Here is a 20,551-nt window from a genome sequence, read left to right as displayed (position 1 = left end):
CCCTTTCGTTGAAAGTTGAACTAAAATTAATTAGAGTACAAATCGTTAAACAGTTATAAACACACGAAAAAGGACAGATAACATGGATCCCATACTGGAAGTTAAGGGACTGTATAAAGTGTTTGGAGAAGACCCAGAGAGAGCCTTCTCGCTTATCGACAAAGGCGTCGATAAAGACGGTATTTTTGAACAGACAGGTTTAACAGTCGGCGTAAACGATGTATCTCTCACCATAAATGAAGGGGAAATTTTCGTAATCATGGGCCTTTCTGGCTCCGGGAAATCCACCCTTGTTCGACTTCTTAACCGGCTCATTGAGCCGACTAAAGGTAGTGTTTATCTCAAAGGAAGAGATATCGCCCACATCTCCGAAAATGAACTTCGAGAAGTTCGTCGTAACAATATCTCAATGGTGTTTCAAAGTTTCGCACTCATGCCACACATGACGGTGATTGAAAATGCCGCCTTTGGTTTAGAACTTGCCGGCATCGACGTTAATGAGCGTCAGAAAAGTGCCCTTTCCGCCTTAGAAAGAGTGGGTTTAGACCCTTATGCAGAATCTTTCCCTGACGAATTATCCGGTGGTATGAAACAGCGCGTTGGTTTAGCGAGAGCGTTAGCTTGTGATCCAGACATCCTATTAATGGACGAGGCGTTTTCCGCTTTAGACCCATTGATCCGTTCTGAGATGCAAGATGAGCTTATTCGTCTACAGAACGATGACAAACGCACAATTGTCTTCATTTCTCATGATTTGGATGAAGCAATGCGCATTGGCGACCGTATCGCCATCATGCAAAACGGTGAGGTTGTTCAGGTTGGTACACCTGATGAAATATTACACAGTCCAGCAAATGATTATGTCGAAGCCTTTTTCCGCGGCGTAAACATCGCAAGTGTCTTGACAGCAAAAGATATCGCGCGCAAGAAGCCAGCGGCTGTTTTTAAGAAATCGGAAAATGACGGTCCAGGCTCTGCGATGCAGATTCTGATGGATCACGACCGTGATTACGGTATTGTCGTCGATAAATCTAGCCGATATTCCGGCATCGTATCTCTTGATTCACTACGTTTGGCTCATAAAGAAAACCGTTCGTTAGCCAGTGCTCAATTACCGGATGAAGTTACTCTTCAGCCTGATCAGTCAATTAATGACATTTTGGGTCTGGTTGCTGGTGTTCCTTATGCCGTGCCTGTCGTAGATGAGCAAGGAACTTACTTTGGTGTCGTGACTAAATCACGTCTTCTACAAACACTAGATAAGGATTAACACGATGTCTTCAGAGCAAACTAACAATGATCCCTGGTCAAATACTGCTCCTGCGCAAGATGATCCTTGGTCGCAAGGTACAGAGGCCGCGCCAAGTAATGATTGGCTCAACTCAGAAACTGTAGAGCAAGCACCATTCGATATTATGAACCCATTCCAAGATGCGGTTTTACCCCTCGATAGCTGGGTAGAGTCCGGTTTGAACTGGCTGGTGGAACATGGTCGACCTGTTTTCCAAGCAATACGAGTTCCAATCGACTTTATTCTAACGTCGTTTGAAACTGCTTTGGTGTCTACACCTGCGCCTATAATGGTACTCATTTTATTTTTGCTAGCGTGGCAGTTTTCCAATGTAAAACTTGGTTTTTCTACTCTTGTATCCCTTGTTTTCATCGGCCTAATTGGTGCGTGGTCACAAGCGATGACAACGCTAGCACTGGTGTTAACCGCCGTTTTCTTCTGTTTGCTTATAGGGCTACCAATGGGGATATGGTTGGCAAGGAGCCAAACCGCTGCCAAATTTGTTAGGCCAATATTAGATGCAATGCAAACGACTCCCGCGTTCGTTTACCTTGTGCCAATTGTTATGTTGTTTGGTATTGGTAACGTTCCTGGCGTAGTAGTAACGATCATTTTCGCCCTGCCTCCCGTTGTGCGCCTGACTATTTTGGGTATTCAGCAAGTACCTGAAGAGCTTATCGAAGCTGGCCACTCTTTCGGGGCAAACAAAAAACAGATGCTTTATCGCATCCAGTTACCGTTGGCGTTACCAACCATCATGGCAGGTGTAAACCAAACCTTAATGCTGTCACTTTCTATGGTAGTGATTGCTTCAATGATTGCTGTTGGCGGCTTAGGCCAAATGGTACTTCGTGGTATTGGCCGACTTGATATGGGTCTTGCTGCCGTTGGTGGCTTAGGCATCGTTATTCTTGCGATTTTGTTAGACCGTATCACCCAGGTGTTAGGGGTTAATGCGGGCAACACTAAACTTCGCTGGTATCACACAGGTCCTGTTTCATACCTATTAAAACTGAAAACAAAGACGAACCAAGACGATCTAAAACTTAGGAGAAACATCAATGAATAATTCATGGAAGAAAGCGCTCTCTGTTGGAGCTCTAAGTACTATCGCATTTTCAACTTATGGTGTGGCAAGTGAACTACCGGGTGAAGGTGTCACTGTTCAGCCTGTTCAATCAACCGTTGCAGAAGAAACATTTCAAACGTTGATCGTAAACCGCGCACTTGAAGAGCTTGGTTACGATGTTAAACCGACCAAAGAAGTGGACTACAACGTAGGCTACACCTCTATTGCTAAAGGTGATGCTACTTTCTTAGCGGTTGGTTGGTTCCCTCTTCACGCCGATAAGTACACGATGTCTGGCGGTGATGATAAGTTCTTCCGTAAAGGCCAATACGTAAGTGGTGCTGCGCAAGGTTATTTGATCGATAAGAAAACCGCGGAAAAATATAACATCACGAACATTGGTCAGTTAAAAGATCCAAAATTGGCGAAGCTATTCGATGCAAACGGCGATGGCAAAGCGGACTTAACTGGCTGCAACCCAGGTTGGGGTTGTGAAATGGTTGTTGAACATCAGTTGGATGCTTTCAAACTTCGTGACACAGTAACACACAACCAAGGTAACTACGCGGCGATTATCGCTGATACAATCTCACGTTACAAAAAAGGCGATCCGATTCTTTACTACACTTGGACACCGTACTGGGTAAGTGGCGTTTTAGTTCCAGGGAAAGATGTTGTGTGGTTAGAAGTGCCATTCTCTTCACTTCCTGGTGAGCGTAAGGACATTGATACGACACTAGAGAACGGTAAGAACTACGGCTTCGAGATGAACTCTATGCGCATCGTTGCTAATAAAGAGTTTACAGAAAACAACCCTGCTGCTGCAAAGCTGTTTGAAATCATCAAACTAAATATCAATGATGTTAGTGCTCAGAATATGATGATGAGCCAAGGTAAGAACAGCTCAGCGGACATCGAGTCTCATGTAAATGGCTGGATCAAAGCGAACCAGAAAAAGTTCGACGCATGGGTCGAAGAAGCGAAGAAAGCCGCAATGTAATCATGCCTTTATCAACCTCTAGAGCCAGTTGGTGTTATCAACTGGCTCTTTTTTTTTACACAAACGCCCCTCCCCCTTACATAGACATACCAACACTTACACTACTCGACCATAAACCCACATTATAATTCACGTTTATTTCACGCTTGCTTTGCTAAAAACAACACAACATAACAATTAAACTATTCGAATAAATATGAAAAACTTATCAAAGAGCTCTGTGTGGGGGCCTTTGCAGCCAATTGCTGCCTTTTCTTTGTTTTCGCTTCTATTTCTGTCTATCTCAAGAGTTTTGCTAGCCTTTTGGAAGATTGACCGTATTGACTCTCTAAACGACTTAATTTACATCCTAGGTCAAGGTTTGCGCGTAGATATTGCAACGCTTTGCTGGTTATTTATTCTTCCAGCACTGGTTTCAACCTTCATGCCATTAACCGGTAAGATGGGAGAGTGTTGGAAGCGAATATTACGCATATGGATGGTTTTAGGGCTTTGGGTGCTTGTATACATGGAGCTAGCAACAGCGCCATTCATTCAGGAATACGACCTACGTCCAAACCGCCTGTTTGTGGAATATTTAATCTACCCAAAAGAAGTCTTGAGTATGCTCTGGATTGGCTACAAATTAGAACTGTTTATTGGTGCGTTAGGTACAGTTTTAACCATCACTTTAGGTTGGAAGTGGAGTAAGAAACTGACCGATAAGGCGCAGCAGGTCAACTGGAAATGGCGACCACTATTGGCACTTTTCGTTGTTCTTTTTGGGGTTGCAGGTGCTCGCTCATCTTTAGGGCACCGCCCGCTAAATCCTGCTATGGTCGCCTTTTCTAACGATCCACTGCTTAACGACTTAGCACTGAACTCATCTTACTCATTGTTGTTTGCGGTTAATAGCATGAAGTCAGAAAAGAGTGCGGAGCAGTTCTACGGAAAAATGGACACTCAAAAGATGTTGGAATTAGTTCGCACTTCATCAACAAAATCCGACTTCAACCCTTCATTACTCCCAACCATGAACAGTAACCCCGCGACTTACCAAGGTAAACATAAAAACTTAGTGATTTTGCTACAAGAAAGCTTAGGCGCCCAATTTGTCGGTGCTTTGGGTGGTTTGCCTCTAACACCAAACCTTGATGAACTCATGAAGGAAGGTTGGCAGTTCACACAAATGTACGCCACTGGTACTCGTTCTGTTCGTGGAATTGAAGCTGTAACCACGGGCTTTCCTCCATCTCCGTCTCGCGCGGTAGTGAAGCTGAGTAAAAGCCAAACGGGTTTCTTTACCATCGCGGACTTACTGAAAGCTCAAGGCTATCACACGCAATTTATTTACGGCGGTGAAGCCAACTTTGACAACATGAAAACTTTCTTCTTTGGTAACGGTTTTGATCAAATAGTAGAAGAAGACGATTATAACAACCCAAGCTTTGTTGGCTCTTGGGGTGTTAGTGATGAAGATCTATATAACAAAGCAAACGAAGAGTTTGAACGCCTTTCAAAAAGCGACAAACCTTTTTTTAGCTTAGTTTTTACGTCAAGTAATCATAGCCCTTATGAGTATCCAAAAGGCAAAATTGAGCCATACGATTCAGAACATATGACGCGTAACAACGCCGTAAAATATTCCGATTACGCTTTGGGCACTTTCTTTGAAAAGGCGAAAAAGTCATCTTATTGGGATGATACCATTTTCATTGTAATTGCAGATCATGATGCACGTGTTTCTGGCGCTAACCTTGTTCCGGTTAAGCACTTTCACATTCCAGCATTGATCCTTGGTAAAGGCATTCAACCACGTAAAGATGACCGCATAGCAAACAACATCGACATGCCGCCTACACTGTTATCTCTAATTGGGGTAGATGCTAAAACACCGATGATTGGTCGTGATTTAACGAAGCCACTAGCTCGCGAAGATGAGCGCGCAATGATGCAATACGACAAAAACTTTGGTTATTTAACGCGCGACAATCTCGTTGTGCTTTCACCTGGTGAAAAGGTATCGACCCTGGCGTACGACTTTAACGGCCAAACCATGGAGCCGCTAGAGGTGGACGAGTCTATTGTCGAGCGTGCAAAAGCAAACGCATTATTTGCATCTAAAGCTTATCAAAACAACTGGTATTCTTCCAAACACACTCATTAATACCAATGATTCCGCTGATAAAAAGGAGCTAAACGGCTCCTTTTTCTTATTCTTTCACTTACCTTCGAGAATGTGCTACTGACAACTCCTGTCGTTCCTTTCCGTTAGATTGCCCCTACTATTTCTAATTGATTAAGGAACAAACCATGCTGACTATCAATTCATTCGTTCTCTACGTTGAGGACATCCACATAAGCCAAGTTTTTTATTCGAAACTGTTCGAACGCAAAGTCACGCAGTTGTCTCCAACCTTCGCCGCTATTCCACTGACCGAAGGCTTAACGTTGACACTCAAGCAAAGAGATAATCTTTCACCCTACAGCGGCATTCGAGGTGGTGGTACCGAGTTGTCTTTATCAGTGCCCAATAGTCATATGCTAGAGCGCATTTACAAGCGCTGGAAAGACCTAGGTGTTGAGTTTGTTCAACCACCAGCGACATCAGTGTATGGGTTAAATTTTATGGCTATCGATCCAGATAAGCATCGCATTCGTGTTTTCATAAATGAATAAAAATGCGTTAAAAATGCTTTTTACCCATTCCCAATGTGACTTCAATAAATTAGACTCAAGGAAACATCAAAAGCGGCGTAGTAATAAGAAGGAATGCCCATGAGCTCAAGTATGATCCTTAGCGAATCCCTAATCGAGAGCGGAAGAGATATCCCCCTCAAAGAACTGCTTTATGCAAAGCGCGTGCTGGATAACTACATGGCAGTAGCCAAAGAAAGTAGCCCGCTTGAGCTATTAACTGAGATGAAATCGGCAGCAAAGCAAGTAGAATACTTTACAACGACGAGTAACCCGTGTGAGGCTCGTAATGTCATCAGTCAGATGATTGATAAAATCGACACCGCGGAATCTTTTGCTTCGTTCAAAGCATTAGCAGGTAAGCCATCTCAAGCACTCAATGAACTAATTGAAGATCGAGCTCAGCTGATTAAACACGAACGAGAACTCCTGCTCGCCTCAGGCTATGACGCCTCACGAATCTAATATACGCGATAGGCTAAAAGTCATAGCTAACAACGAAAAAGGAGCTCTTAAAGAGCTCCTTTTGCTTTTCAAAAATCGGATACAAAAGACTTAAAGGCCGATATCTTCCGTTATTGCTTTGATTTGTTTGAGGTCCATTTTATAGACTTCAATCATTTGATCGACCTGACTTAGTCGTGAATTAGCTTCATCATGTTTATCACACGCGTCCGACTTCACGTCCCAAGATTTGCCTTCTAAAAATACGTCACACTCTTTCTTGAGTTTCTCAATCTTAGGTAATAATTTTGACCGTTCTTTCTCGAGAGACTCTAATTCTTGCGAAATTTTTAGCTCTTTCTGGAATACTTCGCGGGACCGCTCAAACATAGTCGCTTGCATATCCGCTTGACGACTCAACTTCTCATTTTCTGACTTCGTCGTGTTGATCTTATCTGCCTGCTGCTTCAATTGAGACTCTAGTGACAAGTTGACCTTCTCGACCTCAGTCAATTGCTTTTGCAACTTCTTAAGTGCTTTCTGATGAGCTTCATCTTTCGCGGCGAGTAACTCACTAACTTGGTTTTGTATTTCTTGGTCGAGCGCCTCTTCCCGCACTTTTACTTGAGATGCCAACTGGGTTCTATCTTGCGTTAGTGCTTGATACTTTTCTTCTAATACGTGGTAAGTCGATTCCCACTTGTTCGCAGTGACAACCGATCCAACAAGGCCACCAAATGCCAAGCCTAACACCGCAGCGATTGCGATATAGATATGCGTACGTTTGTCACGCTCTTCAATGACAACTACGTCGTCTTGCTCTTCCATTTTGTTCTGAGAACTCACCGTATACTACTCCAAGGACTCTTTTACTTTGCTAGCGGATCAATTCCGCAAACATAATTGATGCTGTATAAATCAGAAATGCGCCAATTAATGTTATAACGGTCGCTTTTTGGACTTTTTCATTGGTTCGATAACGAAACAGCACAAATGCTACTGCAATCAACACCGCAATGGCTAATAATCTGGTCATACCGCCTCCTTGTCCACTCATGAAAAACTGCCTAGGTCCGTAGACTGTTTCACAAAGATTCATTGTAACCCATTTATACGTACCATAAGGTCAACTTAGCGTAGATTTTAAAATAAGTGCTCCGATTTTAATCAATTTTGTGTTCTTAATTGAATAACTTATGTCGTAACGATCGAAACACATTTATCGTTCTGAAGTGTTTTTGGGTTCCATTCCCTAACCCAATAAATTTTATTTATGCCGTGACTCGCACAAAAAGATTGGCAAACATACCTTCATGAAAATAGATGAGGTTATTTCATTGAAAATAAATTGACATAGGGTGTTGAAATGGACCAAAAACATGATAGAGTTCACACGTTAATGATGACCAGCATCATTAACTAACCTTTACTCATTTAATTGAGTAATTGTTCCGATGAAGACTGCAGGAGAGTGGTTATTAATCAAATTTTAACATTTGATTAGCATAACTCGCCGAAGAATTAACTATTTCAGGTGCTACCTAGGTAGCGGAGACTGTAGTTGGAGGAACCTCTGGAGAGAACCGTTAAATCGGTCGCCGAAGGAGCAAGTCTTGCACTCACGCAAGGTGAAACTCTCAGGCAAAAGGACAGAGGAGTGGAAAGTTACAACCTAACTATTTTGGCTTGGCCTTCCCGCCTACAACCAATAGCTTAGTTCTTTTAGAGATCGTTGATCTCGTCCTTTCCCTCTTCTCCTTATTAGTTGTTTTATTAAGGGGAAATCATGAACAACCTACAATCTTTACTACAAACCATCGATAATTTTGTCTGGGGTCCACCGCTGCTTATTTTGCTAGTAGGTACAGGTGTTTACTTCACTTTTAGCCTTGGCTTGATCCAGTTTAAACACCTCCCAACAGCGCTAGCGATGGTATTCAGTAAAGATAAGTCATCTAATACTCAAGGTGACGTTTCTAGCTTTGCAGCTCTTTGTACTGCGCTCTCAGCAACAATTGGTACTGGTAACATTGTTGGTGTTGCCACAGCAATCAAACTCGGTGGACCAGGCGCTCTATTCTGGATGTGGCTCGCTGCCCTTTTCGGAATGGCGACTAAATACGCCGAATGTTTGTTGGCGGTTAAGTACCGAAGAGTCGATGATAAAGGCCAAATGATTGGTGGCCCAATGTATTACTTGCAATACGGTGTTGGCTCAAAAGCTCTCGCGATCATGTTTGCAGTGTTTGCTTTGGGTGTTGCTTGTTTTGGTATCGGTACGTTTCCACAAGTAAACGCGATTCTGGATGCAAGTGAGATATCTCTTGGTGTTAACCGTGAGCTATCTGCCTTTGTACTAACTCTTTTGGTTGCTTTCGTAACTTTGGGTGGCATCAAATCCATTGCTAACGTTGCAGGAAAAGTGGTTCCTACCATGGCTGTATTTTATGTGTTGGCGTGTTTAAGCGTGATCATCATGAATGCAGACCAATTGTTCAATGCCGTTGAATTAGTGCTGGTTTCAGCCTTTACATCAACAGCAGCGACTGGTGGTTTTTTAGGTGCAAGCATCATGCTGGCAATCCAATCAGGTATCGCTCGCGGTGTGTTCTCAAATGAATCAGGTTTGGGTAGCGCGCCTATGGCAGCAGCAGCAGCGAAGACAGACTCTTGTGTTAAACAAGGCCTAATTTCAATGACGGGTACCTTTTTCGATACCATCATTATTTGTACCATGACAGGCCTTGCTTTAATCCTGACCGGTGCATGGCAAAGTGACCTAGCAGGCGCCGCGATGACGACTCATGCTTTTGCGGTGGGTTTAAATGCAGATACATTTGGCCCTATGCTCGTCTCAATCGGTTTGATGTTCTTCGCTTTTACCACCATTCTTGGTTGGAACTACTACGGTGAGCGTTGCGTTGTGTTCCTGTTCGGAACTAAAGCTGTGCTTCCATACAAACTGATTTTCGTTGGCTTGGTGGCATCTGGTGCATTCCTTCACCTCGATATGATTTGGCTACTGGCTGATATCGTAAACGGTCTGATGGCAATTCCTAACCTGATTGGTTTGATCGCACTGCGTCACGTCGTACTGGCAGAAACCAAACTGTTCTTTAGCTCAACATCGCAATCAGGTGAAGTTGAAGCAGTGAAAGCTTAGTGAAACGACAGCTGTTCGGTCACAAACTACCAGTAACGGAGAGCAAAGCACATTAGAAATGGTAAAAACATAAAGCCCGCTATTATTTAGCGGGCTTTATTTATCTTCGGTTAAATGGTTAATCTCTCAACCATTGATGCTCAACGTTTTCTCCACGTTCTTCAAAAAACTTCGCATTTTTTTGCTTGAATTGATCCGCTTTCAACTCTGATAGCGGCCAGTCTAAAAATGCTTCTGTTACAAACGAGTCGCCGACACCAACCTCAATCGATTCCAGATGTTTCCCGATGTAGCGATAAAAGTAGCCTTGCCCAAACGCATCGCACACCATAGGTACATGCCTGACACGTTGATGATTGACAGAGACCGAAGCCCAAGTCGTCGTTTTAGGTTCACAGGTTTGCTCTTTTACAACGTCGACCTCAAATTTATTGTCCATAGTTGTCGAAACAAAAACGACAATAGCGTCATGCAAATACACACGCCTGAGCAATAACTGTTTAGTGTCTTGAGTTCGCGTTTGTTGTATTCCATTAGCAAAAGGCTCGAAGTAGCCCCAGTGCCAAGACCAGATCATGCCGCGTTGCGCAAACTGTACTTGTGGCCACGTATGCCAAGCAACAGCGGCACCTATCCCCACAATAAATACAGCGAGTAGTATCAACAATCGATAAATATTACGCATTAAACGGGTTTTTCAATTAATAACTTCACACCAAGTGCGACTAATACTGCGCCCGTCGCGCCTTCCATCCACTTCATAAAGCTTGCATTCTTTAGTAGATTTTTAGCCGAGTTAAGCGCGCCAGCTAAACCACACTGCCAAACCATCGCAATAGCAAAGTGTACAGATGCCATCATCATTGATTGAAGCAAGGGTGAACCTTCTGGATTCACAAACTGTGGCAAGAAAGCCAAATAGAAGACCGCCGTTTTCGGGTTCAAGACGTTAGAAAGAAAGCCCTCTCTAAAAGAGCGCTTACCATTAAACACTTCGTGAATCTGCTCGGTCACGGTCAATCCATCTTTCGACGACATTAGCGCTTTTAAACTGCTCAAACCAAGCCAGATAAGATAAGCTGCGCCAATCATTTTTACGATTTGGAACAACTCTGCTGATTGCGCAAGAATCGCCGAGATACCAACCGCAGAAAAAAAAGCATGTACGAATAAACCAAAGCAAATCCCTAGACTGGTTGTACATCCATCTTTTAGGCCCGAGCGGCTAGTGTTACGGATAACAAGTGCAGTATCTAAACCTGGCGTTAACGTTAAAATCGTAATGGCAATAATAAATGCCTCGAAATTCAAAATATCCATATTATCGTGATAATTAATTGTTAATCCTTCATCAATACCGCCAATCCACAAGATTCGCAAGCTTCTTTTTTAAGAGAGCTATACAACTGGGTGAGTTTATGGACAATGGGTTGGAGTTAATTGTTAATTATTAGTAAATTAACGCAGGTTGCTTAGTGCACACCATATGAAGGACCCGTTATCGGGTGTTTAGGGAAAGAACAAAAGAATAAGAGTAGTCACATGAACGCATTTACAAAACTCGTTGAACATTCCAAAAAAGTGGCAAATTTTGAGCATCTATCAGCCATCATAGATTGGGATCAAGCGGCGGTCATGCCACCTGGTGGCGCTGAAGCACGCTCGAATGCCACGGCAGAGCTCGATGTACATATCCATTCTTTAATGACTCAACCGCACTTGGGAGAGCTTTTCGCTCAGGCAGAAGAAGAGACGCTGTCTACAAAAGAAAAATCTATCCTAAGAGAAATGAAGCGTGGGTGGCAGCAAGCTAACTTACTACCAGAATCATTAGTTCAAGCTCAATCTCTTGCTGGCTCCAAATGTGAACATGCATGGCGTACGCAACGTGGAGAAAATGACTGGGCTGGTTTTGAAAAGAACTGGGCTGAAGTCGTAAAGCTATCGCAGGAAGAAGCGCAAATTAGAGCCGAAGCAAATGGCACGACTCCTTATGATGCCATGCTCGATGTTTATGAACCTGGCACAACGTCTGCGTCGTTAGACATTCTTTTTGCTGACGTGAAAACCTGGCTTCCTACTTTGATCGATGAAGCGCTTGAAAAACAACAATCAGACAACATCTTATTGCCAACTGCACACTACCCTGCGGAAAAGCAAAAAGCGCTCGGTTTGGAAGTCATGAAGCTACTTCAATTCGATTTTGAACACGGTCGACTTGATGAGAGTACCCACCCATTTTGTGGCGGTGTACCGACAGATGTGCGTATTACGACACGTTATAATGAAAACGAGTTTGTCCAATCATTGATGGGGATTGTCCACGAAACTGGCCATGCTCGATACGAGCAAGGGCTACCAAAAGATTTATCAGGAACACCCGCGGGAGAAGCTCGCTCTATGGGTATTCATGAATCACAATCACTCTTCTTTGAAATGCAAATAGGACGAAGCAGCGCGTTTATCGATCACCTCGCTCGACTGGCTTCTAACCATTTTTCTGGTAGTGAATTCGAAAAAGACAATTTAGCCAAAATTTACACTCGCGTAGAAAAAGGCTTTATTCGCGTAGATGCTGACGAACTAACATATCCTGCTCACGTTATCCTTCGATATGAAATTGAGCGAGATCTCATGAACGGCGTCATCAAACATACAGATGTACCAGAACTCTGGAACGAAAAGATGAAAGCGTACTTGGGGCTATCAACCGAAGGAAACTTCAAAAATGGCTGTATGCAAGATATCCATTGGACAGACGGAAGTTTTGGCTATTTCCCGTCCTACACGCTCGGTGCGATGTACGCTGCACAATTTATGGCAGCAATGAAACAAACCGTCGATGTAGATGCGGTTATTCGTTCTGGCGACTTAGCTCCGATATTCAATTGGCTCTCGGAAAACATCTGGAGTAAAGGTAGCTTATTCACCACTGATGAGTTGGTAAAACAAGCCACGGGTGAAACACTGAATGCTAAACACTTTCAAGCTCACCTAAAAGATCGCTACTTATAAAGCGAAAAGAATAGAAAGTAAAAGCCCAAGGTTCGTATGTTCCTTGGGCTTTTTGTAGGCTCTCTATGTGTTATGCCAAGCTAGGGATGAGCCTAGGCTTGTACAAACAGTCCTCACCCTCTGGTCTAGTTTTAAACCGACGATGAAGCCACATATACTGGCTCGGACTTGCCATGATTGATGTTTCAACTATTTGATTCACGAATGCGGCGGCGCGTTGATGATCCTCTTTCGGGAAACCTTCGACGGGCGCACTAATGGTTAGGGTATAGTGTCCGTCTTTTCCTCTTACCATCGTAAAAGGCACAATGGCGCAATCTGTAGAATCAACCAACAAACTTGTACCTGTCGTAGTACAAGCATTTTTAACGGCAAATAACGGTGCAAATGTCGAGCGTCGGTTACCATAATCGTGGTCCGGTGCATACCAAACCCGCTCACCCGCTTTAAGTGCTTCAAGCATGGCTTTGACGTTTTTACGATCAATCAGTGTACGATTAGAGCGAGAGCGTCCCTTATACTGAAAATAATCAAAGCACGGATTATTGTTTGGGCGATAAACACCGGTTCCAGACTTTTTAATGCCAAAAGCTCGAGCACCTAACTCTAGATTCATTGAGTGTACGGCCAACATTAATGCACCTTTGCCTGACTTCTCTAAAGCCTCTAGATGCTCCATGCCTTTTATCGTGACGTGTTTGTTTACCCGTTTATCTGACCAAAACCATGCCATTGCGGTCTCAAAAAGTGCGATGCCAGTATTGTCGATGTTGTCTTTTAGAATTGCTTCGCGTTGGCATTTTTCCATATGAGGGAAGCAAAGCTCAAGATTGCGTCTGATCGTAACTTGACGTTTTCTCATGAATCGCATAGCTAAACGACCAATGTTGCGTCCCAAAGCTAGTTGAACTTTAAAAGGAAGGAGGCTAAGTAAGTACATCACGCTAATGATAATTAACGTTCCCCAGTAACGAGGCAAAAGAAATTCGGCCTTGAATGCAGGCTTTTTGTATTTGTTCATGTAAGTATTGTCAGATGTGCCCATCTATAAGTGATAAAAACAATGATAATGGACTGCACTTTTATCATTGATAACGCTAATAACATAAATTAAAGCGCGCGGATTCTATGGTTCTTCGACACACTACACAATAAGAACTTTGCAGAAATATGTAGGGAATGAAAAAGCAGTAAAGATGAGTCGCCACGTTAACATCTATCGGAGTGATTTATCTACTGCCCTTTCCTAAAGTTTGAAGAAACATAACTTTGTATTTTCAATGCGCTAAATAATGTCTATTTTTCAATCACATAATGCGACCGTTATGAATACAACAATAAGACGTCATATCAATACTCGCCATTAGCGATTGAATTTGCACTAAAAAGCCGCAGCAATTTCTCGCTGCGGCTTCTTATTCACTTAACAAGTAGAGTGGCGTTATTCGTGCCCTACTGTTTTGGATAATAAATTTACGATCAACACACCAGCGATGATAAACCCAACACCAACTAGGGCTGGTAAGTCTAGACGCTGTCCGTAAACAAAGTAACCAACCGTCGCAACCAAAACGATCCCAGCACCACTCCATATGGCATAAACAACCCCAACAGGCATTGTTTGCACTGTGACGGAAAGCAAGAAGAAAGCGATGCCGTAACCAATCAAAACGACTGTGCTCGGCATTACTTTCGTAAATTGCTCTGTTTTGGGAATATAAGAAGTGGCAATCACTTCACATACAATCGCTATCGACAGCGCCAACATTGGTGGCATAGAGACAAGCATTTTGAACATAAGGCATTAACGCTCAACAGAAATGTAACCGACAACATGTCCGGATAATTAGGCCGCGCATTATACCCAACTCATCTCACGATGGAATACCACTAACGATGTTTACACACCATCACTTTCGCTTACTTTTTGATGACCAGGTGAAAGGCTGACGTTTTGGTGCTGACGAGAAATTTCAAAGTAGATATGCATATCAATCGGCTCAGGTGTATTGAGTAGCATCTTACCTACTTCACGTTGGAAATGACCATAATTACCTAGCTCATCCGTTAGTTCTAGGAGCTCGTAAGAGGCTTCATCGGCAAACATTCCATACGCATACTGATAATGACTGATATCCTTGCTCTTATCATAACCCAGCTTTTGAAGAGCTTGATCAATCTCTTCCGGCGTATAAATGTCTTTATCACCAAACGAATGCAGTAGCACGCAAGGAACTTCTTGAGCGATGCCCTGAATCTTTGTCTTTCTCTTGAAAATACCGAACATAATGTCCTCCACTGACGATGTTTCCAAATATGCACATTAATGCAAAATGGTGAGCTGATTGTTTTTAGTATGGCTCATTAATTTGAGACTTCCTTACTACGAAGTCACCTTCACATATTAACGTGATCGCATAATTACCAGCAAATAGTACACACTGCGTTTCAAACCTATCTCATCAGAAACTCTGCTTTAGTCACAATTGTGTGACAACCCCGAGTACGGTTTACCATAATGTAAAGAGTAGATTGAAAAGTCGGATTTCGTATCGACATCTAAACTTAATTAAGTTAGCTTTAGAAGTATAGACGTCTAGATTGACTATACTTAGGGAGAGAAAGTCGTGCCAATTAGAATTCCAGATCAATTACCAGCTACCGATGTATTAAGGACAGAAAACATCTTCGTGATGAGTGAAACGCGTGCAGCGAGTCAGGAAATACGTCCTTTAAGAGTGCTGATCCTTAATCTGATGCCAAAAAAAATAGAGACTGAAACTCAGTTTCTGCGTCTACTCTCAAACAGCCCACTACAGGTTAACGTCGAATTACTGCGCATTGATAACCGCCCGAGTAAAAATACGCCAACTGAACATTTAGACACGTTTTATCGCCAATTTGAAATGGTGCGAGATAAAAACTTCGATGGCATGATCATTACTGGGGCTCCATTAGGTTTGGTGCAATTTGAAGATGTCATTTATTGGGATCATCTCAAAACCATCATGGAGTGGGCAAAAGATCATGTGACATCCACTCTTTATGTTTGCTGGGCTGCGCAAGCAGGGTTAAAGCTACTCTACGATCTACCTAAAAAAACGCGTAAAGAAAAACTTTCAGGCGTGTATCATCATCAAATCCATCATCAGTTTCACCCTATCTTACGCGGATTTGATGACACGTTTTTGGCTCCTCACTCGCGTTACGCAGATTTTTCGCCTCACTTTCTAGAAGAGCATACTGACTTAGACATTTTAGCGACATCGGATGTCGCAGGTGTGTACTTGGCCACCACAAAAGACAAACGCAATGTCTTTGTCACAGGACACCCTGAGTATGATTCTCACACCTTACATAATGAATATATCCGAGATTTAAGCGAAGGTATGGAGCCCGCTATTCCTGTCAACTATTACCCAAACAACAACCCAGATAACCCACCAATTGCAAGCTGGAGAAGCCATGGACACCTCCTCTTTTTAAACTGGCTGAACTACTGTGTTTATCAGCAAACACCGTACGATCTCGATCACTTCAGTGAAGATGCTTTCACTAAAGACGATTAGCTTCAAAATAAGCAAACAAAGCACTCATCATTACCGAAATGTAATATGTGAACCAAGCCGCCATATGGCGGCTTTTTCATAACAGTTTGCAAACCTGATCGCATAGTGTTTTTTCCTCAATAGGTTTTTGCTAAGTAATTCATATCATGCAGAAAGATTCAGGGATGTAGGGATAAAGAATGAAAACAGCAAAGCTCGGTGCACTAATATTATTGTCTCAGTTTGCACTCGTGGGTTGCGTGACGGTGAAAGAAGATGGAAGCCCTGTCGTTAAAGCCGATCCTGTGGCAATGGCAGAATCACGTATCGCACTTGGCTTAGGTTATTTAGACGGCGGTAACATGATTCGCGCGCATGATAACTTACAACAAGCCTTAAACCACGCACCTCAATACTATCGCGCGCAATTATCTATGGCTCACTACTACGAAACGGTTGGTGAAGATATTAAAGCCGAACAGATGTATAAACGCTCTCTACGCCAACACACTAAAAACGGAAATGTGCTCAATAACTACGGTACTTTTCTTTGCAAGCGAGGTGACTTCGAAAAAGCCGATCAGATGTTTAATCGAGCCATTGAGCAGCCTTATTACTACCTTATTCCAGCAAGCTATGAGAATGCAGCTTTTTGTGCGCTAAAATCACAAGATAAAGACAAAGCGAGATACTACTTTACTAGAGCTATCGATCATGACCCTCATAGACCAAAATCGATTTTGCAACTCGCTAAAATAGAAATTGATAGCGGTGATTATACTGAAGCTAGAATTCGATTAATGAGATTCAATCAAATGTATGGCGTGAAGAAGCCCTCTTTGCAACTCATGATTCAACTTGAACGTGCAGCAGGCAATGAAGCTCTCGAGAAAAAGTATCAAAAACAATTGGAAAAATTTTCTTAGTACAAAATAGCGATACATAAGGCGCATTAGCTCACAGCCAATACAGCGCTTGACCAAGAATCCAGTGAATTCAGACTCACGGTGATACATTCATCCTGTACATAAACGTCAAATTCGGTACTATTTGAACGGAATAAGTGACCAAGTCACATTATAAAAAGTGCGCACACAACGAAATTTGTACATCATACTGTTTTTAAGATTGATTTCGGCACATTGATAAATACTAAATATTACTGACATGCACCAGAAGGAAGTTGAAGCCGGATGAAACCTGCCTGCACTCTGTTATTACTCACTTTGCTGAGTTCACCTTTTGTTGTCAGTGCACAAGAAAATATTGAGAAAACATTCACATTTGGCATTGTGTCCAATAAAGCCCAAAGCAAAATCAAAAAAGCGACGCCCCTTACTCAGTATGTAACTGAAAATATGACTGAATATGGTTACGCAAAAGGGGTGGTAAAGGTATTTAAAAATTATCGTCAGCTCGCGGTTGCGCTTGAAAATGGCACCGTTCAAATTGCAACGGCGACCCCCTTTAATGCGATGACCTTAGAAAAGGAGTCTAATAGCCAAGTTCTTGCTATACGATGGAAAAAAGGCCTGCAAAAATATCATACGGTGTTCTTTACTAATAAAGAGAGTGGCATTGAGTCACTTTCTGACCTGCGCGGAAAAACGCTTGTTTTCGAAAAGCGCACGTCTACCAGCAGCTATTACCTACCTGCGATTACATTGCTGAATCACGGAGAAAAACTGCAATACCTTCCCTCTCCTGATGACAAACCGGCCAAAGACAGTATTGGTTATTTATTCCTTGATGAGCAACTCGCTCAGTCAAATGAAATCAACCTATCTGTATGGGTATATAAACAGAGAGTTGCAGCAGGAGCATTCAGTAACTTCAACTGGAACAATCCCAAAGATTTGCCAGAAAACATGAAAGACAAACTAGCGATTTTTTCTCGTTCTGTTGAAATACCCAGGGATTTAATTCTCGCTTCTCCAAGCATGAGCCTAGAGCAACAGCGTAAAATCACGTCCATACTGCTTGATATGGATACAACTCACGAAGGCTCTCTCGCACTTAAAAAGTTTCAGAACACCAAAAAATTCAGCGCGCTTACTCCAGAAATGCGAGCCTCCTTAAGTACAGTGCGCAAGTCAGTTCACTTATTACCGAAGGTGGATTGATGTTTCAAAAGCTCTCACTCGAAACCAAATACATTTGCTCGACAATGTTCGTTGTCTTGTTTGTTGTGGTGATAAATCTTGCGTTATACATGCACGGTTACGATGCGTATTCAAATAGCTTAACTCAACAAATCACGAACAACTCTCAAGAAAAAACAGAATCTTACGTTAAGCAAAAAGGGTTGGTTTATGCAGAGCTATTATCAAAACAGCTTTTTGATCCACTCTATACAGACAATATCAGTCAAGCGTATGAGCAAATTAAGGCAACATTGAGCCAGCCAGATGTCTCGAAAATACATGTTGTTGACAATGAAGGGCTAATCTTTCACGACGGCACTACTCAGCTAAGGATGTTTGCCCAACCTCATTACCGCTCTCCTTTTATTTTGAAAGCAATAGAAGAATCTAGAACTCTCGTTTCCTTTTCCAAGCATCAGTTGGAGATCGCAGCGCCGATTCAGCAATCAAACATTACTCTTGGGGCGGTGTATCTTGAGCTTAACTTGATACACCTACTGGAAGAGAAAGAACAGAACATTGAACAAGTCCAAGCGATTACCTCAAACGATAAACAGAAGATGTTTAACTTGCTGCTAACGATCAGTGGGATATCCGTTCTATTCGGTAGCATCATCGCTTATGCTTTGGGGCGGTCGTTAACTAAGCCACTCAAGCAACTAAAAGATCAATTTTCAGAGTCAAATACCCAAGCGCTGCCAGTCACCGACATACAAAGCAAAGATGAAGTGGGAGAACTTATTTCAGCGTACAACAAAATGTCAAACAAAGTGAACCGATACACCAGCCGAGTTGAGTTCATGGCATACCACGATATTCTGACTTCCCTGCCAAACCGAGAAAAGTTACTCATTGATATTCAAACGCAAATAACTGACCACAAATCCCCCTCACTCGCGGTTGTGTTTATTGACTTGGATGACTTTAAGCACATTAACGATAACTATGGACATAACATTGGGGATAAATTGCTAGGCCATCTTGCCTCAGAGCTTCAAGGCCGTTTGCCGAGTTATTTTAAGCCGCTTTACCGCCTTTCTACCATCGTAAGTCGAGTAGGTGCGGATGAATTTGTACTGGCCTTTCCGTGCTCGGACAATCATGAAGCTAGAGAAAAAGCGAACGATATTCATCGCCAACTACTCTCTCCCTTTAGTTTGGAAGAGAACGATATTCAAATTACGGCAAGCCTCGGAATTGCCGTGTATCCAGAATTTGGTTCAAACGCTGAGTCTCTTTTACAGCTTTCCTCTCTTGCGGCGCAGGAATCTAAAAGACGCGGTAAAGACATTATGACGATATACGATTCCACGTTTGATGAAACGATTAAACAACGTTTATACATAGAACGAGAACTGCGTCGTTCAGTACGTGACTTGTCTCAATTCGAGCTGTGGTATCAACCACAATTTGATCTAAAAACCTATCGCCTAATTGGGGTCGAAGCATTGGTTAGGTGGAATCATCCCGAGAAAGGTTATATCAGTCCAGAATCGTTTATCCCGATCGCAGAACAAAGTGATTTAATATTGGAGCTTGGAGAACATATCATTGAGACGGCAGTTGCTCAGCGGGCAATGTGGGCAGAACATTTCGGTACTGATTTTCACATCGCACTAAACTTGTCCCCAAGACAAATCTATCGCCAAGATTTAAGTCAATTATTTTCTAAGTATTTACGACGACATGATGTCGCCCCTCAAACCATTCATGTTGAAGTGACAGAGTCACTTTTTATTGATGATACAGAGAAAGCTCAATATGTGCTTAAAAAACTACAAAGTATCGGAGTGGAAGTTTGGCTAGATGACTTTGGTACGGGGTATTCAGCCCTTGCCTACCTACAACATATGGCTTTTGACGGGCTCAAGATTGATCGTTCATTTATCGCTCAAATCCGAAAAAGCGATCAAGACGATTCATTAGTTCGCGCGATTGTATCCATGGCTCACAACCTAAGAATGAAAGTAGTAGCCGAAGGCGTAGAAACTCAAACTCAACTCACACGAATGGAGTCTCTCCACTGTGACATCGTACAAGGTTTTTTCTTAGGTAGACCTGTACCTGCCGAGGAATTGATTGCATTTGAATACCAACGAGGGAGTGGCGCTCAAAACGTCAATCACTTTGCTTAGAACGCCGTTTTGTTAACTATTGCCGCTTAGCGCGTTAGTACTCGTAATGCAATATCGGTCACACTT

19 protein-coding genes and 1 riboswitch are annotated in these 20,551 nt (G+C 42.6%); of the genes, 12 read left to right on the top strand and 7 right to left on the bottom strand.

The features are described 5' to 3' along the window. The first annotated feature begins 82 nt into the window (after positions 1-82). From proV to R7190_RS06175, 6 genes are all read left to right on the top strand, one after another. Positions 83-1,270, top strand: coding sequence for a glycine betaine/L-proline ABC transporter ATP-binding protein ProV (gene proV / locus R7190_RS06200; protein ID WP_017633996.1), 1,188 nt, complete (start codon positions 83-85; stop codon positions 1,268-1,270). A 4-nt stretch (positions 1,271-1,274) separates the two neighbouring features. After that, positions 1,275-2,360 (top strand): glycine betaine/L-proline ABC transporter permease ProW, encoded by a 1,086-nt coding sequence (gene proW, locus R7190_RS06195; RefSeq protein WP_005377778.1) that lies wholly within the window; start codon positions 1,275-1,277, stop codon positions 2,358-2,360. Beyond that, positions 2,353-3,360 carry a glycine betaine/L-proline ABC transporter substrate-binding protein ProX gene (gene proX / locus R7190_RS06190; RefSeq protein ID WP_005385703.1) on the top strand — a complete coding sequence of 336 codons (1,008 nt, stop codon included), beginning with the start codon at positions 2,353-2,355 and terminating at the stop codon, positions 3,358-3,360. The genes proW and proX overlap by 8 nt, the downstream gene beginning before the upstream one ends. A gap of 196 nt (positions 3,361-3,556) precedes the next feature. Next, the gene (locus tag R7190_RS06185) at positions 3,557-5,506 is read left to right on the top strand and encodes an LTA synthase family protein (protein ID WP_186584302.1); all 1,950 of its coding nucleotides are present in this window, start codon (positions 3,557-3,559) and stop codon (positions 5,504-5,506) included. 146 nt (positions 5,507-5,652) lie between these two features. Beyond that, complete coding sequence (locus tag R7190_RS06180) at positions 5,653-6,018, top strand: VOC family protein (RefSeq protein WP_005377781.1); 366 nt, start codon at positions 5,653-5,655, stop codon at positions 6,016-6,018. A 99-nt stretch (positions 6,019-6,117) separates the two neighbouring features. Continuing rightward, a complete protein-coding gene (locus tag R7190_RS06175; RefSeq protein ID WP_005377782.1) occupies positions 6,118-6,501 on the top strand; it encodes a hypothetical protein in 384 nt (127 codons plus the stop codon). A gap of 90 nt (positions 6,502-6,591) precedes the next feature. Here R7190_RS06175 and R7190_RS06170 read toward each other — a convergent pair whose 3' ends face one another. Next, a complete protein-coding gene (locus R7190_RS06170; protein WP_054865581.1) occupies positions 6,592-7,326 on the bottom strand; it encodes a chromosome partitioning protein ParA in 735 nt (244 codons plus the stop codon). A 31-nt stretch (positions 7,327-7,357) separates the two neighbouring features. Beyond that, entirely contained in the window at positions 7,358-7,516 is a 159-nt protein-coding gene (locus R7190_RS06165; protein WP_005377784.1) for a hypothetical protein, read from the bottom strand. A gap of 527 nt (positions 7,517-8,043) precedes the next feature. Beyond that, positions 8,044-8,143: riboswitch (glycine riboswitch) on the top strand. 123 nt (positions 8,144-8,266) lie between these two features. On the opposite strand from R7190_RS06165, the gene R7190_RS06160 reads away from it, so the two are divergent. Next, on the top strand, positions 8,267-9,643 hold the full coding sequence (locus R7190_RS06160; RefSeq protein WP_005377785.1) for an alanine/glycine:cation symporter family protein: 1,377 nt from the start codon (positions 8,267-8,269) through the stop codon (positions 9,641-9,643). Between the two features lie 118 nt (positions 9,644-9,761). On the opposite strand, the gene R7190_RS06155 is transcribed toward R7190_RS06160, so the two are convergent. Both R7190_RS06155 and R7190_RS06150 read right to left on the bottom strand, forming a co-directional pair. Further along, entirely contained in the window at positions 9,762-10,328 is a 567-nt protein-coding gene (locus tag R7190_RS06155) for a hypothetical protein (RefSeq protein ID WP_005385713.1), read from the bottom strand. Next, on the bottom strand, positions 10,328-10,963 hold the full coding sequence (locus tag R7190_RS06150) for a LysE family translocator (protein WP_017820932.1): 636 nt from the start codon (positions 10,961-10,963) through the stop codon (positions 10,328-10,330). Before R7190_RS06150 ends, R7190_RS06155 begins: the two co-directional genes overlap by 1 nt. Before the next feature lie 222 nt (positions 10,964-11,185). Here R7190_RS06150 and R7190_RS06145 point away from each other — a divergent pair, with 222 nt between their 5' ends. Next, positions 11,186-12,658: a carboxypeptidase M32 gene (locus tag R7190_RS06145; RefSeq protein WP_005377788.1), complete on the top strand. Its 1,473-nt coding sequence runs from the start codon at positions 11,186-11,188 to the stop codon at positions 12,656-12,658. Between the two features lie 70 nt (positions 12,659-12,728). Here R7190_RS06145 and R7190_RS06140 read toward each other — a convergent pair whose 3' ends face one another. From R7190_RS06140 to R7190_RS06130, 3 genes are all read right to left on the bottom strand, one after another. Beyond that, positions 12,729-13,679: an LpxL/LpxP family Kdo(2)-lipid IV(A) lauroyl/palmitoleoyl acyltransferase gene (locus R7190_RS06140; RefSeq protein WP_042522548.1), complete on the bottom strand. Its 951-nt coding sequence runs from the start codon at positions 13,677-13,679 to the stop codon at positions 12,729-12,731. A 420-nt stretch (positions 13,680-14,099) separates the two neighbouring features. Then, complete coding sequence (locus R7190_RS06135) at positions 14,100-14,435, bottom strand: DMT family transporter (protein ID WP_175413481.1); 336 nt, start codon at positions 14,433-14,435, stop codon at positions 14,100-14,102. 123 nt (positions 14,436-14,558) lie between these two features. Continuing rightward, a complete protein-coding gene (locus tag R7190_RS06130; RefSeq protein ID WP_053303128.1) occupies positions 14,559-14,945 on the bottom strand; it encodes a hypothetical protein in 387 nt (128 codons plus the stop codon). Between the two features lie 340 nt (positions 14,946-15,285). Between R7190_RS06130 and metA the strand changes: the two genes are divergently transcribed. From metA to R7190_RS06110, 4 genes are all read left to right on the top strand, one after another. Then, positions 15,286-16,227: a homoserine O-acetyltransferase MetA gene (gene metA, locus R7190_RS06125; RefSeq protein ID WP_005377792.1), complete on the top strand. Its 942-nt coding sequence runs from the start codon at positions 15,286-15,288 to the stop codon at positions 16,225-16,227. 179 nt (positions 16,228-16,406) lie between these two features. Beyond that, positions 16,407-17,132 (top strand): type IV pilus biogenesis/stability protein PilW, encoded by a 726-nt coding sequence (gene pilW, locus R7190_RS06120; RefSeq protein ID WP_017820928.1) that lies wholly within the window; start codon positions 16,407-16,409, stop codon positions 17,130-17,132. Positions 17,133-17,399: 267 nt separating this feature from the next. Further along, entirely contained in the window at positions 17,400-18,329 is a 930-nt protein-coding gene (locus tag R7190_RS06115; RefSeq protein WP_186584303.1) for a phosphate/phosphite/phosphonate ABC transporter substrate-binding protein, read from the top strand. Continuing rightward, entirely contained in the window at positions 18,329-20,485 is a 2,157-nt protein-coding gene (locus R7190_RS06110) for a GGDEF domain-containing phosphodiesterase (protein ID WP_186584304.1), read from the top strand. Before R7190_RS06115 ends, R7190_RS06110 begins: the two co-directional genes overlap by 1 nt. The last annotated feature ends 66 nt before the right edge of the window (positions 20,486-20,551 follow it).

The organism is Vibrio sp. 1078-1 (assembly GCF_033340475.1).
This window is presented reverse-complemented; position numbering and strand designations above follow the sequence as displayed.

What these genes read in the sequence shown, in the direction of transcription:
- proV (WP_017633996.1), top strand. Translation starts at nt 83, where the DNA reads ATGGATCCCATACTGGAAGTTAAGGGACTGTATAAAGTGTTTGGAGAA.
- proW (WP_005377778.1), top strand. Translation starts at nt 1,275, where the DNA reads ATGTCTTCAGAGCAAACTAACAATGATCCCTGGTCAAATACTGCTCCT.
- proX (WP_005385703.1), top strand. Translation starts at nt 2,353, where the DNA reads ATGAATAATTCATGGAAGAAAGCGCTCTCTGTTGGAGCTCTAAGTACT.
- R7190_RS06185 (WP_186584302.1), top strand. Translation starts at nt 3,557, where the DNA reads ATGAAAAACTTATCAAAGAGCTCTGTGTGGGGGCCTTTGCAGCCAATT.
- R7190_RS06180 (WP_005377781.1), top strand. Translation starts at nt 5,653, where the DNA reads ATGCTGACTATCAATTCATTCGTTCTCTACGTTGAGGACATCCACATA.
- R7190_RS06175 (WP_005377782.1), top strand. Translation starts at nt 6,118, where the DNA reads ATGAGCTCAAGTATGATCCTTAGCGAATCCCTAATCGAGAGCGGAAGA.
- R7190_RS06165 (WP_005377784.1), bottom strand. Translation starts at nt 7,516, where the DNA reads ATGACCAGATTATTAGCCATTGCGGTGTTGATTGCAGTAGCATTTGTG.
- R7190_RS06160 (WP_005377785.1), top strand. Translation starts at nt 8,267, where the DNA reads ATGAACAACCTACAATCTTTACTACAAACCATCGATAATTTTGTCTGG.
- R7190_RS06155 (WP_005385713.1), bottom strand. Translation starts at nt 10,328, where the DNA reads ATGCGTAATATTTATCGATTGTTGATACTACTCGCTGTATTTATTGTG.
- R7190_RS06150 (WP_017820932.1), bottom strand. Translation starts at nt 10,963, where the DNA reads ATGGATATTTTGAATTTCGAGGCATTTATTATTGCCATTACGATTTTA.
- R7190_RS06145 (WP_005377788.1), top strand. Translation starts at nt 11,186, where the DNA reads ATGAACGCATTTACAAAACTCGTTGAACATTCCAAAAAAGTGGCAAAT.
- R7190_RS06140 (WP_042522548.1), bottom strand. Translation starts at nt 13,679, where the DNA reads ATGAACAAATACAAAAAGCCTGCATTCAAGGCCGAATTTCTTTTGCCT.
- R7190_RS06135 (WP_175413481.1), bottom strand. Translation starts at nt 14,435, where the DNA reads ATGCCACCAATGTTGGCGCTGTCGATAGCGATTGTATGTGAAGTGATT.
- R7190_RS06130 (WP_053303128.1), bottom strand. Translation starts at nt 14,945, where the DNA reads ATGTTCGGTATTTTCAAGAGAAAGACAAAGATTCAGGGCATCGCTCAA.
- pilW (WP_017820928.1), top strand. Translation starts at nt 16,407, where the DNA reads ATGAAAACAGCAAAGCTCGGTGCACTAATATTATTGTCTCAGTTTGCA.
- R7190_RS06115 (WP_186584303.1), top strand. Translation starts at nt 17,400, where the DNA reads ATGAAACCTGCCTGCACTCTGTTATTACTCACTTTGCTGAGTTCACCT.
- R7190_RS06110 (WP_186584304.1), top strand. Translation starts at nt 18,329, where the DNA reads ATGTTTCAAAAGCTCTCACTCGAAACCAAATACATTTGCTCGACAATG.